Origin of the sequence: Bradyrhizobium zhengyangense (assembly GCF_022012555.1) — a bacterium.
Taxonomy (GTDB): Bacteria; Pseudomonadota; Alphaproteobacteria; order Rhizobiales; family Xanthobacteraceae; genus Bradyrhizobium; species Bradyrhizobium zhengyangense.
Map to the genome: position 1 here is coordinate 1 of NZ_JAKLTZ010000029.1, position 12191 is coordinate 12191.

General features: G+C 60.2%; 14 protein-coding genes and 2 pseudogenes. 12 read left to right on the forward strand and 4 right to left on the reverse strand.

Features of this window, described 5'->3' with window-relative positions:
• From L6639_RS40425 to L6639_RS43635, 4 genes and pseudogenes are all read left to right on the forward strand, one after another.
• Positions 1-1093, forward strand: a 1093-nt coding sequence (locus L6639_RS40425; RefSeq protein WP_465251697.1) for a GltB/FmdC/FwdC-like GXGXG domain-containing protein, incomplete at its 5' end; no start/stop codon positions are given.
• A 317-nt stretch (positions 1094-1410) separates the two neighbouring features.
• On the forward strand, positions 1411-1740 hold the full coding sequence (locus tag L6639_RS43625; RefSeq protein ID WP_371746377.1) for a hypothetical protein: 330 nt from the start codon (positions 1411-1413) through the stop codon (positions 1738-1740).
• A 48-nt stretch (positions 1741-1788) separates the two neighbouring features.
• A complete protein-coding gene (locus L6639_RS43630) occupies positions 1789-2034 on the forward strand; it encodes a hypothetical protein (RefSeq protein WP_371746376.1) in 246 nt (81 codons plus the stop codon).
• Positions 1991-2280: pseudogene (locus L6639_RS43635) on the forward strand (integrase core domain-containing protein). Before L6639_RS43630 ends, L6639_RS43635 begins: the two are co-directional and overlap by 44 nt.
• Positions 2281-2600: 320 nt before the next feature.
• On the opposite strand, the gene L6639_RS40435 reads toward L6639_RS43635, so the two are convergent.
• Positions 2601-3458: a hypothetical protein gene (locus L6639_RS40435; RefSeq protein ID WP_128929800.1), complete on the reverse strand. Its 858-nt coding sequence runs from the start codon at positions 3456-3458 to the stop codon at positions 2601-2603.
• Positions 3459-3896: 438 nt separating this feature from the next.
• Here L6639_RS40435 and L6639_RS40440 point away from each other — a divergent pair.
• The 3 genes and pseudogenes from L6639_RS40440 to L6639_RS40450 all read left to right on the forward strand — a co-directional run.
• A pseudogene (locus tag L6639_RS40440) lies at positions 3897-4735 on the forward strand (DUF2493 domain-containing protein); the annotation flags it as partial.
• Between the two features lie 8 nt (positions 4736-4743).
• Complete coding sequence (locus L6639_RS40445) at positions 4744-5355, forward strand: hypothetical protein (protein WP_308421719.1); 612 nt, start codon at positions 4744-4746, stop codon at positions 5353-5355.
• A 554-nt stretch (positions 5356-5909) separates the two neighbouring features.
• A complete protein-coding gene (locus L6639_RS40450; protein ID WP_128929802.1) occupies positions 5910-6230 on the forward strand; it encodes a DUF736 domain-containing protein in 321 nt (106 codons plus the stop codon).
• 121 nt (positions 6231-6351) lie between these two features.
• On the opposite strand, the gene L6639_RS40455 is transcribed toward L6639_RS40450, so the two are convergent.
• Entirely contained in the window at positions 6352-7920 is a 1569-nt protein-coding gene (locus L6639_RS40455) for an MFS transporter (RefSeq protein ID WP_232995657.1), read from the reverse strand.
• Positions 7921-9039: 1119 nt separating this feature from the next.
• On the opposite strand from L6639_RS40455, the gene L6639_RS40460 reads away from it, so the two are divergent.
• Complete coding sequence (locus tag L6639_RS40460) at positions 9040-9360, forward strand: DUF736 domain-containing protein (RefSeq protein WP_128929802.1); 321 nt, start codon at positions 9040-9042, stop codon at positions 9358-9360.
• A 247-nt stretch (positions 9361-9607) separates the two neighbouring features.
• Here L6639_RS40460 and L6639_RS40465 read toward each other — a convergent pair whose 3' ends face one another.
• Positions 9608-9889 carry a helix-turn-helix domain-containing protein gene (locus L6639_RS40465; RefSeq protein WP_128955107.1) on the reverse strand — a complete coding sequence of 94 codons (282 nt, stop codon included), beginning with the start codon at positions 9887-9889 and terminating at the stop codon, positions 9608-9610.
• 267 nt (positions 9890-10156) lie between these two features.
• Positions 10157-10405, reverse strand: a complete 249-nt coding sequence (locus L6639_RS40470; RefSeq protein WP_128929805.1) for a helix-turn-helix domain-containing protein — start codon at positions 10403-10405, stop codon at positions 10157-10159.
• A 143-nt stretch (positions 10406-10548) separates the two neighbouring features.
• Between L6639_RS40470 and L6639_RS40475 the strand changes: the two genes are divergently transcribed.
• The 4 genes from L6639_RS40475 to L6639_RS40490 all read left to right on the forward strand — a co-directional run bounded on the left by L6639_RS40475 (position 10549) and on the right by L6639_RS40490 (position 12174).
• Positions 10549-10821: a DUF2285 domain-containing protein gene (locus L6639_RS40475; protein WP_128929806.1), complete on the forward strand. Its 273-nt coding sequence runs from the start codon at positions 10549-10551 to the stop codon at positions 10819-10821.
• Between the two features lie 165 nt (positions 10822-10986).
• A complete protein-coding gene (locus L6639_RS40480) occupies positions 10987-11181 on the forward strand; it encodes a transcriptional regulator domain-containing protein (RefSeq protein WP_128929807.1) in 195 nt (64 codons plus the stop codon).
• 169 nt (positions 11182-11350) lie between these two features.
• Positions 11351-11761 carry a DUF2285 domain-containing protein gene (locus L6639_RS40485; RefSeq protein ID WP_237867056.1) on the forward strand — a complete coding sequence of 137 codons (411 nt, stop codon included), beginning with the start codon at positions 11351-11353 and terminating at the stop codon, positions 11759-11761.
• 131 nt (positions 11762-11892) lie between these two features.
• Positions 11893-12174, forward strand: coding sequence for a helix-turn-helix transcriptional regulator (locus L6639_RS40490; RefSeq protein WP_128929809.1), 282 nt, complete (start codon positions 11893-11895; stop codon positions 12172-12174).
• Positions 12175-12191 lie beyond the last annotated feature (17 nt).

Below are 12191 nucleotides of genomic sequence, written 5' to 3' on the forward strand. Positions count from 1 at the left end.
GCGCGAGATCATGGCCTCGCTCGGCTTCCGCACCTTCAACGAGATGGTCGGCCAGGTTCAGCTGCTCGACCAGACCAGGCTGGTCGCGCACTGGAAGGCCAAGGGCCTCGACTTCTCCAAGCTGTTCGTCAAGCAGAAGGAAGAGAAGGGCCAGAAGATCTATCACTCCGAGCGCCAGAACCATCATCTGGAGGCTGTGCTCGACCGCACGCTGATCGAGAAGGCGACGCCTGCGCTCGACCGCGGCGCGCCGGTGAAGATCGAGGCCAAGATCAACAGCACCAACCGCTCTGCCGGCGCGATGTTGTCGGGCGTGGTCGCCAAGATCTACGGCCATGCCGGGCTGCCGCACGACACCATCCATGTCGGCCTCAAGGGCACTGCCGGCCAGGCCTTCGGCGCGTGGCTGGCGCAGGGCGTCACCTTCGAGCTCGAAGGTGAAGCCAACGACTATGTCGGCAAGGGGCTCTCGGGCGGCAAGATCATCGTCAGGCCGCCGGCCAACAGCGGCATCGTGCCGGAAGAGAGCATCATCGTCGGCAACACCGTGATGTACGGCGCCATTCAGGGCGAGTGCTACTTCCGCGGCATCGCCGGCGAACGCTTTGCCGTGCGCAATTCCGGCGCGGTGGCGGTGGTCGAGGGCGCGGGCGACCATTGCTGCGAATACATGACCGGCGGCATCGTGGTCGTGCTCGGCAAGACCGGGCGCAACTTCGCGGCCGGCATGTCCGGCGGCATCGCCTATGTGCTGGACGAGACCGGTGACTTCGACAAGCTGTGCAATCTGTCGATGGTCGAGCTCGAGCCGGTGCTGTCGGAAGAGCTGATCAACGCCGGCACCTACAACCACTCCGGTGACCTCGAGGCGCATGGCCGGGTCGACGTCTTCAAGAACCTGCTCGACTCCGACGTCGAGCGGCTTCACGTCCTGATCTCGCGCCACGCCAAGGCGACCGGCTCCAAGCGCGCCGCCGATATCCTTGCCAACTGGAAGGAATGGCTGCCTAAATTCCGCAAGGTGATGCCGGTCGAGTACCGGCGCGCGCTGCGCGAACTGGCCGCCAACGCGGACGCCGAGCCGAAAATCTAAATCGGGGCGTAAGAAAACGATCTCATGGTGAGTGGGGCGCGAAGACCGCCTCGTAAATACACAAGGCCGTCGCCGACAGCTTTAATTACCAAATCAAACTGATCGCGATGCAACATTGAGGCGTGTTAGGCCTCGCCAGACGGACCGTGTTTCTTGGCGGCGGATCGAGGTCAAGCGACTGAAGACGCTGGAGGAGGAGAATGCGAAGCTGAAGAAGCTTCTGGCCGAGCAGATTCGATGCGGCTGCCCTTCGCGAGCTCCTTTCAAAGAAGGGGAGGGGGCCCCCCCGCCACGCGCGCTGCCGTCTGCAGGCTGTCATGAGCCTGTCGGTGCGGAGCGCCTGCTCAATCATCAGCGCGGACCGGAAGATGATCCGCTATCAGTCCAGCCGCCCGCTGGATGCGGAGCTGCGCGGCCGGTTGCGCGATCTCGCCACCGGGCGGCGGCGGTCGTTCGGCTACCGCCGGGTGTTCGTCCTCTTACGACGGGAAGCAGAGCCATGGGGGATCAGCCGGATCTACCGGCATTATCGGGAAGAAGCACTCGCGTCCGCAAGCGGTGAGCTCGCCGCAAGGCCGTGGGGACCCGGCCCCGATTCTGGTGCAGGCCAGGCCCAATGCACGCTGGTCGCTGGACTTCGTTCATGACCAGTTCGGCATGGACGGCACTTCCGCATTCTCAACATCGTCGATGACGTGACCAAAAAGTGCCGGGGGGCTGTTCCGGATACGTCGGTCTCGGGCCAGCGCGTCGCCCGCGAGCTGACGTTCGTCGAGCGACGGGGCAAGCTACGGATGATCGTGTCCGACCATGGCACCGAGTTTCACCTCCAATGCCATGCTGCCTGGTGCAAAGGACACAATCATCGACTGGTACTTCATTGCGCCCAAAAAGCCGATGCAGAACGGCTTCATCGAAAGCTCCAACGGCTCGATGCGTGACGAACTCCTGAACAAGACCCCGTTTTCGATCTTGACGACACCCGCGCCAAGATCGTCCGCTGGGTCGCTGACTACGATATCCGGCGCCCTCACTCGTCGCTAAATACCTCACCCAGCGGCCTATGCCGTCCAACTCACCGCAAGGACGACCGGTTACGCAAACCCGACCAGCTCCGCCGATCGTCCGCTGCTACACACGCGCCGCTCAGCGTACAAAACCCTGAGCCTCTAACCGCTGCCGGATGAGTGGCAGGTCATGCCGATTATACAAGGATTGATCTGTCCAGGATCAACTTATCGCCCCGCCGCTCGGGGTACTGCGATGCGTCTCGTTTGGATGCCGAGCCACGAGATGCTTGCGGATTTCCAGGCTGTTATGGCTCAAGCCGAAGGTAAGAACTGCTGAATCGCGCGCTGTTGGCATGTGATCACCAAACAGTTGCGGGGAGACTTGATATGAATGGGCTGCTTCATCAGGTCTGACAGCTGTTTAACTGCATCGATGATCATCACTGGTCGACTCCCGGCGGACCTCCTGATGTGAGGCGGCCTAATGGGCACGTCACCTACGACTCGCTGGAGAGTTTGATTGATTGTCTCACTAGCGACGCGCCGATCAGACGAGTGACTCCTCGCCTTCCGTATTTGAAAGGAACAATCAGGCGTTGGTACGACAGCTGAACTTTGTCGTTCAAATGGGGGCGAAGAATCTTGGCATCGACCTCATCTAGGCGAGGTTGGTGCGTTTCTAGGACGGACTCGTACATACGATGCACCCATCGCCCATATTCATAATCCGGTTGTTCATCAACCGGAATGCCGGGCGCATTCTCCCGCCAGGTCTTGCTGAAGATTTCGAAGCCGGCTCCGAGATCGATAATGGTGAGGCGACCAGCCACGGCCTCAATTGCGGCGAACCTGACCGCGGCTGGGGAGCACAACGCCTTCTTCAGAGCTGTCAGATCGGCGGTTCGGTCCGAACAGTCCCAGTAGGACAAAAGCATGGATAGTGGACCTTGGCAGCCTACCAAAGTCTCAATCGGCATCTGCCTGTATCGAATGTTTGTCGCCGCTCGCTGGCAAGGCTCGCCTAGCCGCTGATTTATATATGTGACCGCTTGCGAACGAGTTGAAAACAACTTGTCGGCGAGGTCTACCGAATTTGAAATGACCATTCGCTCCACCCCAAGGTCGCTGACAAGATTGATCGCCGCAGCAACGCTGACTGGGGTGGCAGTCTCAAACCGGATTCGTATCTGTGCCGACCCGGGGCGGAACAGAGCAACTGTCACGAAACCCATATTATTGATGAGATAACTCAGGAAATCGAATTCGGTCACTGGGTAGTGTAGAAAACATTTACGCAGAGCTGAAGAACATGCGTCCCAAGCGTGGCCGCGATCGTCCAGTACGATTGTCCGCATGAGGGCCTCACGGCAAATCTGAGTGCCATTGTTTGCGCCAACTATGCGACTACAAAACATCGCGCCCGCGCGCTTGCACAGTACCGCCGGCAGCTGGCAGCTGCGAAACAAGATGCCAATCCAATGCAAGCATCAACCTGCCGAAGTTGGTAGCCCAGAATGGGCCCGCACGACGGGACCTCATTGGCTGCGGGACATTCCTACCAGGGCTGGTCATTGATCGTCTGTAGCGGTCGTGTATCAACTCGTGAATGATGAAAACGGTCGGGAAATGGTCGTCTGATACTGAAATCAGTCGCCGAACAACCCGCAGAGAGTTCTTATGCATTTCCAGTCAATATCGCTCATCCCCGACACTCACGACGATCTGATTCTAATCCCCAGGGTCGAGGCGGAGATCGCGCGATATGGCATGAATGAGAGGCTGAGTCGCGCCTATACCGTCCCTTCGACGATCAGCCCGATCCAAGGCCGCTACCGGAGACCAGGATCATTACCGGCGCTGTTGCAGACATGTTTGACGCGCTGGTTGCGTCATTGAGCGATACCCGGCTGGAGCCCGACCTCGATGATCTCCTCTGGCCGACGGTCAACCTGTTCCATCGCGCCGTCGAACGCATCGAGCGCCAGCTCGACGTCAACGAACAGGCGCAGCAGAAGAGCCAGCGCGAGCAGAACGGCTCGGAAGTGCGCTCGGTCGAGCTTGAGCGCCTAACCGCCGAGGGCATCTCGCTGATCGAGCGCCGCAACTGTCTCGAACTCTTCCGCGACCAGGCGATCGAGCGCTTCGAAGTCCACACGGGGTCTGCTTGGCGCCCACGGTCGGGATCACTGGTCAGCCATCGCACGCTCACCGCGGCGATAATCGATTCCCGCGACTTCATCGCAGCCAAGCGCCGCTCGGAAACCGAGATCATGGTGCCGCCGGGTCCGAAGATCGCCCTGACCGGTGGGCTCGACTTCAACGACTATAGCCTCGTCTGGGATCGGCTCGACAAGGTGCACGCCAAGCATCCCGACATGGTTCTGCTGCACAGCGCTTCACCGAAAGGCGCCGAGCTGATCGGCTCCAAATGGGCAACCAGCAAGTGCCACAGATCGCATTCAAACCGGATTGGACCAAACACGCCAAGGCAGCGCCCTTCAAGCGCAATGACGCGATGCTCGAACTGCTGCCGATCGGCGTCCTGCATTTCCCCGGCACGGGCATTCAGGACAACCTTGCCGATAAGGCAAAGCGGCTTGGCATTCCGGTCTGGAAGTTTGGCGGCGCGTGAGCGCCGTCTTGCCGTCAACCGACGAGTGGCGAGGCCGCACCCGCCGTAACTCCGCCTCGTTTTGTTTATACGTCGGCGGCTGGGCTGCGGTGGTGGTGGAAGGCGCGAGCGCTCACACGCGTGCCTTGGAGCCACCACCATGCTCGCCCTCGGGCTTCTTCTCAATATTGCTGGTATCGGCCTATTTGCTGGCTGATCGTTGTGCTAGCGGTCTATGCGCTGCGCTTTTTGTTGCGATCAATATCGGATTGATGGCGTTCAACAGCGGTGCGGGCATTGTCGGCGCACTGCTCGTCGGCACAGTTTGCGCTGTGCTCACACTCGCAGCCGGCCAGCTGGCCATTACCCTTAGCCGCCACGTGGCCCTGCGACTTGCAATTGCGGCCGTGTTCGTCGTTCCCGCGGCCGTTGCCGGCTATCACGTGGTGTTCGCGCTCTCACAGATCGGAGCGCCGTCGCTGGCTTGGCGCGAGGTCTTCGCATGGCTGGGCGCGGTTTGCATCGGCTCGTCAACATTCACGCGCTTGACGCTCATCTCGAAGACCCGCCCGATCGAGCCGGAAAGGACGGGCGGAGAGCCGTCCCGCCCCGTTCTCACGGCCGCGGCAAACGAGGGATGAACTTTCCGCGCTTTTGTCGTCGAACAGGTCGCAGAATAAGCACCCTCGACGATGGATGATGCTCACCAGAGCAGAGGAGGCGGACGGTCCTCTCAGAAACCTTCGAACACGTGCTGGAGATTTCCGATCCGGCACACATAGCTGCCACGGCTGGACCCGCCGCACCGCTTGACCGCTTTGCCGGGACGATGCCGCCCATTCCCGCAGATTGTTTCTCTTCCTTCCCGAACCGTTCCGACCTCTTGTGCAGAGGAACCGAAATTCGCCAAGCTTCTCCCCGGGTTTGAGGTTCAGCACGCGGACGCACGAGGCCTCTTTGATGGCTCGATCTGGCCGAAGACCGGCTGCGCCTCGATCGGCTGAGCCGCAACGCCGTTGCTGCGACTTTCTTCCCCTGGGCTCACGCCCATTCCTCGCGAGACAAGAAAGTCTCTTCAACGGCGTCCTCCGCTGCGCTTCAGCCCGCGAGCGGGTGCGTCGCCGATCGTCCTCGCCCTTGAGATCGCCATCGAGGCCGCGGTGGTCGCGGGCTCGAAACACAACGGAGAAGCAAGATGGCTAATATCGGAACTTTCAAGAAGGTCGGCAATGATTTCCAGGGCGAGATCGTCACGCTGAGCTTGCAGGCTAGGGGCGTCCGCATCGTCGCCGAGACCAACCGCTCCAACGAGAACGCGCCCAGCCACCGCATCTATGTGGGTCGGGCCGAGATCGGCGCAGCCTGGTCGAAGCGCTCCGAAGAGGGCCGCGACTACCTCTCGATCAAGCTTGACGATCCCTCCTTCAACGCGCCGATCTACGCGAGCCTGTTCGACGACGAAGGTGGCGAGGGCTACAACCTGCTCTGGTCCCGGCCGCGCAAGAACGGCGAGTGAGATCCTCCGCCAAGCCCCGCCCGGTTCGCCGGGCGGGGTAATATCTCCATCGGAGAAGCATCTCGCTAATACGCGACACTGCGGTCGCATCCGCCGGTTGTCCGCAACTGCGGGCGTCAAGCTATCCCCGAGCAAAACCCTCGATCGTGCGGCGGACACGCACTTTGCCGGGACCAACGTGGTAGTCTTTTATCACAGCGCCTTCCAGAGCTTGCTCGGCCATGGTGGAGCGGTTGCGCTGGCGCAGGTAGTCGTGCCAGGTGTGGAAGTGATAGCGCTCGATCCACGCTTCTGGGTCTGCCATGTTTTGTGCGATCGACCAACCGTAGGCGCCATTGCGCTGCCTGACGAGCCGAAGCTCTTGCATGGCCTCCCGAAAGTCCGGAGCGTTTTTCTGCTCCACCCGATATTCGATCTCGATCACCACAGGTCCGTCGCGCCCCCTGACCGGCAACCGCACCTGCGGATCTTCGAGGAGGCTTCCCTCTTCGGCACCCTCACCAACAGAAGGCATCCGCAATCGTAGGCCGACCAGAGGAGATGCCAGCATCAGCGAGGCTGCGACAAGCAGCGCTGTTTCAACGCCGGCGATGTCGGTGAGATGTCCCCACCCCCAGCTGCCTATGGCAAGACCGCCGGATGCGGCGGCCTGGTACGCCGCCAGAGACCTCGCGGCAACCCAGCGGGGTGCAGAAAGCTGTACGCCGATGTTCAAGAGCGTCCAAGACAACGTCCACCCTGTACCAGCCAGAACCAATCCGAACGCAGCCATCAACGGATTGTGGCTTAGTGCCAGAGTTGCAATACCCGCTGCCATGGACAGCGTGCAGCATCTCATGGCGGCTTCGCTACTTAAGCGCTCGCGCACCAGCGAGATATTGATCGCTCCCAAAATGGCTCCCAGGCCAAAGGCGCCCAGCATCACGCCGTAAGTTGGCGCGCCACCGAGAAGGCGATCACGTACGACCACTGGCAACAGCGCCAGGATAGCTCCGCTGACCAACCCGAATATGATCGTTCGGACCAACACGATCATAATAGGTGGCGAGTTCGTGATGTACCGGACGCCCAACAGGATGGCATGGCCGAGCCGTTCCGGTGGGAGACGCGACCGCTCACTTGCGCGCTTCCATAGATAGAGCGCGGCGATAAGTGGCACGAACGAGATCGTGTTGAATGTGAACGCGGCTACGGTCCCGGCGGAGGCCACAATGATACCCCCGACTGCCGGACCTACGCTCCGCGCGATGTTGTAGCTGATGCCATTCAACGCAACTGCGGCGGGCAGGGCTTGTGGAGGCACTTGCTCGCCCACTGCCGCCTGCCACGCGGGTCCCAACATCGCGGTGCCACAGCCTGCTGCAAAGCAGAGACCAAGCAAGAGGTCCGGCGTAAGCAATCCCAGCAAAGCGAGTACCGCCAGCGTAGCGCTGGCGGTCAGTGCAATACCGAGTGAAATCAATGCCACGATGCGCCGGTCATGCAGGTCAGCAATTGCGCCGGCCGGAATCGCAATGAGCATCACCGGCAATCCGAGAGCGGTTTGGACCAGCGCGACCTTGTCCGCTGACGATGACATTTCGGTCATAGCCCAGGCCACCCCGACTCCCTGTACCAAACTACCGAGATTTGACACCAGGCTGGCGGTCCAGATGCGGCGGAACGTGCGGTGCCGCAGAGGGGCGGTAATGCGATCGGCCTTGGCAGAGTGGAGGCGAGCTTCAAGGTCAGGCGAGGTTGGCTCAGCTTCCTCGGTCGTCGACCGCTCTTTCGGCTTGCCCGGAGCCAGGACAGGGCCGTTCAATGAGCGAAGCGAATTATCTGGACACACGAAGGTCTGCCTTTCGGCGGACCTTTTCGCGGTCCTACCGATCCCTTAGAATCACACATTATACCCATGCCCGCCGAAGAATTGCAGTGACGAAGTCCTACTTCGCGCCGGATTGCCGCACCGAGAACAAATGCCCGTGAGGCGGGATAAAACATATCTGACATGTGCAGTGGCTCGACGATGAGCTGAGGGCCGCGATATCTGGTTCTCGGCGTCCGGGGGCCGTACTGATCAGTTCTCGCAGATGTCCTGCGGTACGTGCACGCAGCACTGGCCTGGGTCATCACCTGAATGGCCTTAATCTGCAACGGTGAGGCAGCGTTCACATGGATGACGCTGCTAGGATAGACGTACTCGACTGGACGGCCGAGGCGGTGAACTACCGACTCACCCAGTTATTGCGGCCGCGATGCGCAAAGCCGGACCGTTAGGACGTTCCTCATCGTCATACAGATTTCTAAGATTGGTAGCCGACGAGGCATGATGTCGTGTGAGCAGCTTAACGGCTTGCCTATGAAGTGCTACGAACAAGCAGCACCGATTATCACGTCTCGCCCCACATAGCTCCGGCGCCGGGACGAAGCGCACCGCTTGACCGGCTTTGCGGGGACGATGCCGCCCATTCCCGCAGATTGTTTCTCTTCCTTCCCGAACCGTTCCGACCTCTTGTGCAGAGGAACCGAAATTCGCCAAGCTTCTCCCCGGGTTTGAGGTTCAGCACGCGGACGCACGAGGCCTCTTTGATGGCTCGATCTGGCCGAAGACCGGCTGCGCCTCGATCGGCTGAGCCGCAACGCCGTTGCTGCGACTTTCTTCCCCTGGGCTCACGCCCATTCCTCGCGAGACAAGAAAGTCTCTTCAACGGCGTCCTCCGCTGCGCTTCAGCCCGCGAGCGGGTGCGTCGCCGATCGTCCTCGCCCTTGAGATCGCCATCGAGGCCGCGGTGGTCGCGGGCTCGAAACACAACGGAGAAGCAAGATGGCTAATATCGGAACTTTCAAGAAGGTCGGCAATGATTTCCAGGGCGAGATCGTCACGCTGAGCTTGCAGGCTAGGGGCGTCCGCATCGTCGCCGAGACCAACCGCTCCAACGAGAACGCGCCCAGCCACCGCATCTATGTGGGTCGGGCCGAGATCGGCGCAGCCTGGTCGAAGCGCTCCGAAGAGGGCCGCGACTACCTCTCGATCAAGCTTGACGATCCCTCCTTCAACGCGCCGATCTACGCGAGCCTGTTCGACGACGAAGGTGGCGAGGGCTACAACCTGCTCTGGTCCCGGCCGCGCAAGAACGGCGAGTGAGATCCTCCGCCAAGCCCCGCCCGGTTCGCCGGGCGGGCTTTCCGCACATCGGCGCGAATTCCATGGGCTCGGAATGCGAATCTTAATTTTGCGATGGATTCAGCACTAGCCACAGGTCGGCGCCACTGAGATCGGCAAACCCCTTCGCACCGGCCTGTTACGATCAGGGCCATCTCGCTCCAAAGACGGCCCACGCGTTACACAAGCGACGTAGGCGTATATCCCGCGATTGTCGAAACAGAGGGTGTTATTTCTTCTTGCGGTCAAGTCGGGTCGATTTGCGCCCTTTAGGCAATGTTTTATGGATCGTAGCGCCCTTTGGTAATGGAAGGAATAACTCGTTGAGTTGGACACCGAGGGTGTCAGCCAACCGGTCAAGCAAATCAATCGTAGGATTTTCCAACTTCCGCTCAAGACCACTCATATACGAACGATCTATTCCCGCGTCATAAGCCAATTGCTCCTGCGGAATACCGCGATCGACGCGTATCCGGCGTATATTCCAGGCTACGAGTGCGCGAGCTTTCATTTGCGCAGGCAGCCATTTGGTGGCCCATTAAACCACTGGATATGGCCCGACTATTTAAGTAGGCTCTCGATAGAGAGACCGTTCAGCACGCCATCACCAGAACATCCCGTGTCTCCCAAGGAGGTTGCTGGCGCAGCTGAAACGGTAAGACTTTTGTAGGCCGTTGGAGCCGTCGACGTGCGAACAGTGCTGTCCGAACCATCGTCGCACCTGTGGGAAGCGTCCTACCCTCACTTGGGGCAGGTGCTTTGGCTTTTTCGGAAACAGTTACTTCCGCTTGGCCAGTTTTCCTTCGTTTCGCGCCTCCTCGTCCGGCGCGATGAGATCAACCGGAGTGACGCCCAACGCACTGGCGAGCTGGAACAGGCTTACGACGGTTGGATTGCGGCGGCCGCGTTCCAAGTCGCTGATGTATTGTTGAGTAAAGCCGGACAGGTCGGCGAACTTCTCCTGCGTAAAGCGCTTTTGCTTCCGCAGCTTTGCGAAATTCCGGCCGACCAACTTGCGCATGTCCATTCGCGCAAGTTGCGTCTTACATACTATGAGGTTTATCTCCTATAGTATGTATCTGCACCGACCCCGGAATACGACTAAAATGAGACCGCTCGTCAATCGCGCGTCCAGGAACCTTGCAATTATTCGATGTTTGTTGTCAGCCCATGACCAAGTTCAACTTAAATCCCGAAGTGGCCGATGCCCCTCCCGCTGGGGACGCCATGACCTCCTACGACGAACAGCATGTCGTAACCTACATGCGCCTTCTGCAGGCGGAGAGCGAGGGGGCCGATTGGTCCGAGGTCGCTCGGATCGTGTTGCACATCGACTCCGATCGCGAGCCGGAGCGTGCGCGTACTGCATACCAGACACATGTTCAGCGCGCGAAGTGGTTGACCGAACAGGGACGTCTGTTGCGCGGACCTAGATCAACCTAGAATAGTTTTCTAGACGGCTTTGGTTCTGACGACACCTTTTTCTCGGCACTCGGGCGTGGTGACTCACGTGCACCACGTGGTGACAAGCTGGCATCTTTTCCCAAAGGCCTGTTCGCAGCTATTGCGCCGTCATCGTTGTTAGCTCTTTGCAATGAGGCGGATGTTATGGCCCAAGTCGATTGGCGCTCCCCGGACTCCTACGACTACCTGAATAATGCTGACCCCACTGATATCGCTTGGGAGTTCGTGCGTCGCAATCCTGAATACCAACGTGACTACCAGGCTGTGATCGCCAAGAGCCCGACGGGTGAAGTCACCGAGGAATTCAGGAGGAAGTGGGGCATCTGCTTTCGCCCATGACCCGCAGCGGTCCTTTGATCAACAGACAATCTTTTGGGCGCCCGAGGCGCTGCCGGATGTCGTCCCGGTTGCGGTAACGACGTCAGGCGCTGACCCGAGTGCGCCAGATCTACCTCTATTCAACGTCTCGACGGCCGAAATGCGTCGCGCCGCTGATGGGTGGCACGCCGTGCTGCGCATCGGGACCGTGAACCACCGTGTCTGGTTGAAGGATGAACCTTCCATTGGTCATCGCTATGCCGCCAAACTTCCCTTCGATGAGAACTTGCCGCCGCGAGCGCATGCAGCTCGCAGATTGTGGCGCGCGCTCAACGGACGCGCGGCAGGCCCCGCTTTCCACGAACTTTCCAAACAGCGCCGGGATCGCCTAAGGCAAGTCGCGCGTGCGCTCGACGCACGTCATGCCGGTAGCAGCTATCGTGTGATCGCGTTGGCACTGCTTGGAAAGAAAAGCGTCCCAAAGCAAGCCTGGAAGACCCACGATTCCCGTAGCCTCATCATCCGTCTGGTACACGACGGCTTCTCCTTGATGCGGGGCGGCTATTGCAGGCTTCTGCGCTCCGGGCGCAGGAACAAATAGCCTCATCGCGGGGGTGTCGAAACATGCACCCCCGATCTTCGGCATCCCCCTCCGAAGCCCTGCTTCTCCAAGATGACCACACCCACGCCGGCGCCCTCATGGGTGGTGCGCCGCCATCTTGGAGCTCTCAAATGCCCGATCCGACCGCCGGACTTCCTCCGCGTTTCCTGCGCACTCCCGAGGCTGCACGCTACCTCGGCCTGTCTGGCCGCACGCTGGAAAAACATCGCACTTACGGTACCGGGCCGACCTACCGGAAGATCGGCGGCCGCGTCGTCTACGCCTTGGACGACCTGAAAGCGTGGGCCGATCTCGGCGCCAAAACGTCCACTTCTGACCCTGGCAAAGACACGGTGCTGCCGGCCAAAAAGCATTCGCAACTACGTCGTTATGCCGGCCAGGAACACCGCTGATGGTCGCTCTGAAGGCA

Excerpts from the sequence above, each read along its gene's own strand:
- L6639_RS43625 (WP_371746377.1), top strand. The coding sequence starts at position 1,411 with ATGAGCCTGTCGGTGCGGAGCGCCTGCTCAATCATCAGCGCGGACCGG.
- L6639_RS40435 (WP_128929800.1), bottom strand. The coding sequence starts at position 3,458 with ATGCGGACAATCGTACTGGACGATCGCGGCCACGCTTGGGACGCATGT.
- L6639_RS40450 (WP_128929802.1), top strand. The coding sequence starts at position 5,910 with ATGGCTAATATCGGAACTTTCAAGAAGGTCGGCAATGATTTCCAGGGC.
- L6639_RS40460 (WP_128929802.1), top strand. The coding sequence starts at position 9,040 with ATGGCTAATATCGGAACTTTCAAGAAGGTCGGCAATGATTTCCAGGGC.
- L6639_RS40465 (WP_128955107.1), bottom strand. The coding sequence starts at position 9,889 with ATGAAAGCTCGCGCACTCGTAGCCTGGAATATACGCCGGATACGCGTC.
- L6639_RS40470 (WP_128929805.1), bottom strand. The coding sequence starts at position 10,405 with ATGGACATGCGCAAGTTGGTCGGCCGGAATTTCGCAAAGCTGCGGAAG.
- L6639_RS40475 (WP_128929806.1), top strand. The coding sequence starts at position 10,549 with ATGACCAAGTTCAACTTAAATCCCGAAGTGGCCGATGCCCCTCCCGCT.
- L6639_RS40480 (WP_128929807.1), top strand. The coding sequence starts at position 10,987 with ATGGCCCAAGTCGATTGGCGCTCCCCGGACTCCTACGACTACCTGAAT.
- L6639_RS40490 (WP_128929809.1), top strand. The coding sequence starts at position 11,893 with ATGCCCGATCCGACCGCCGGACTTCCTCCGCGTTTCCTGCGCACTCCC.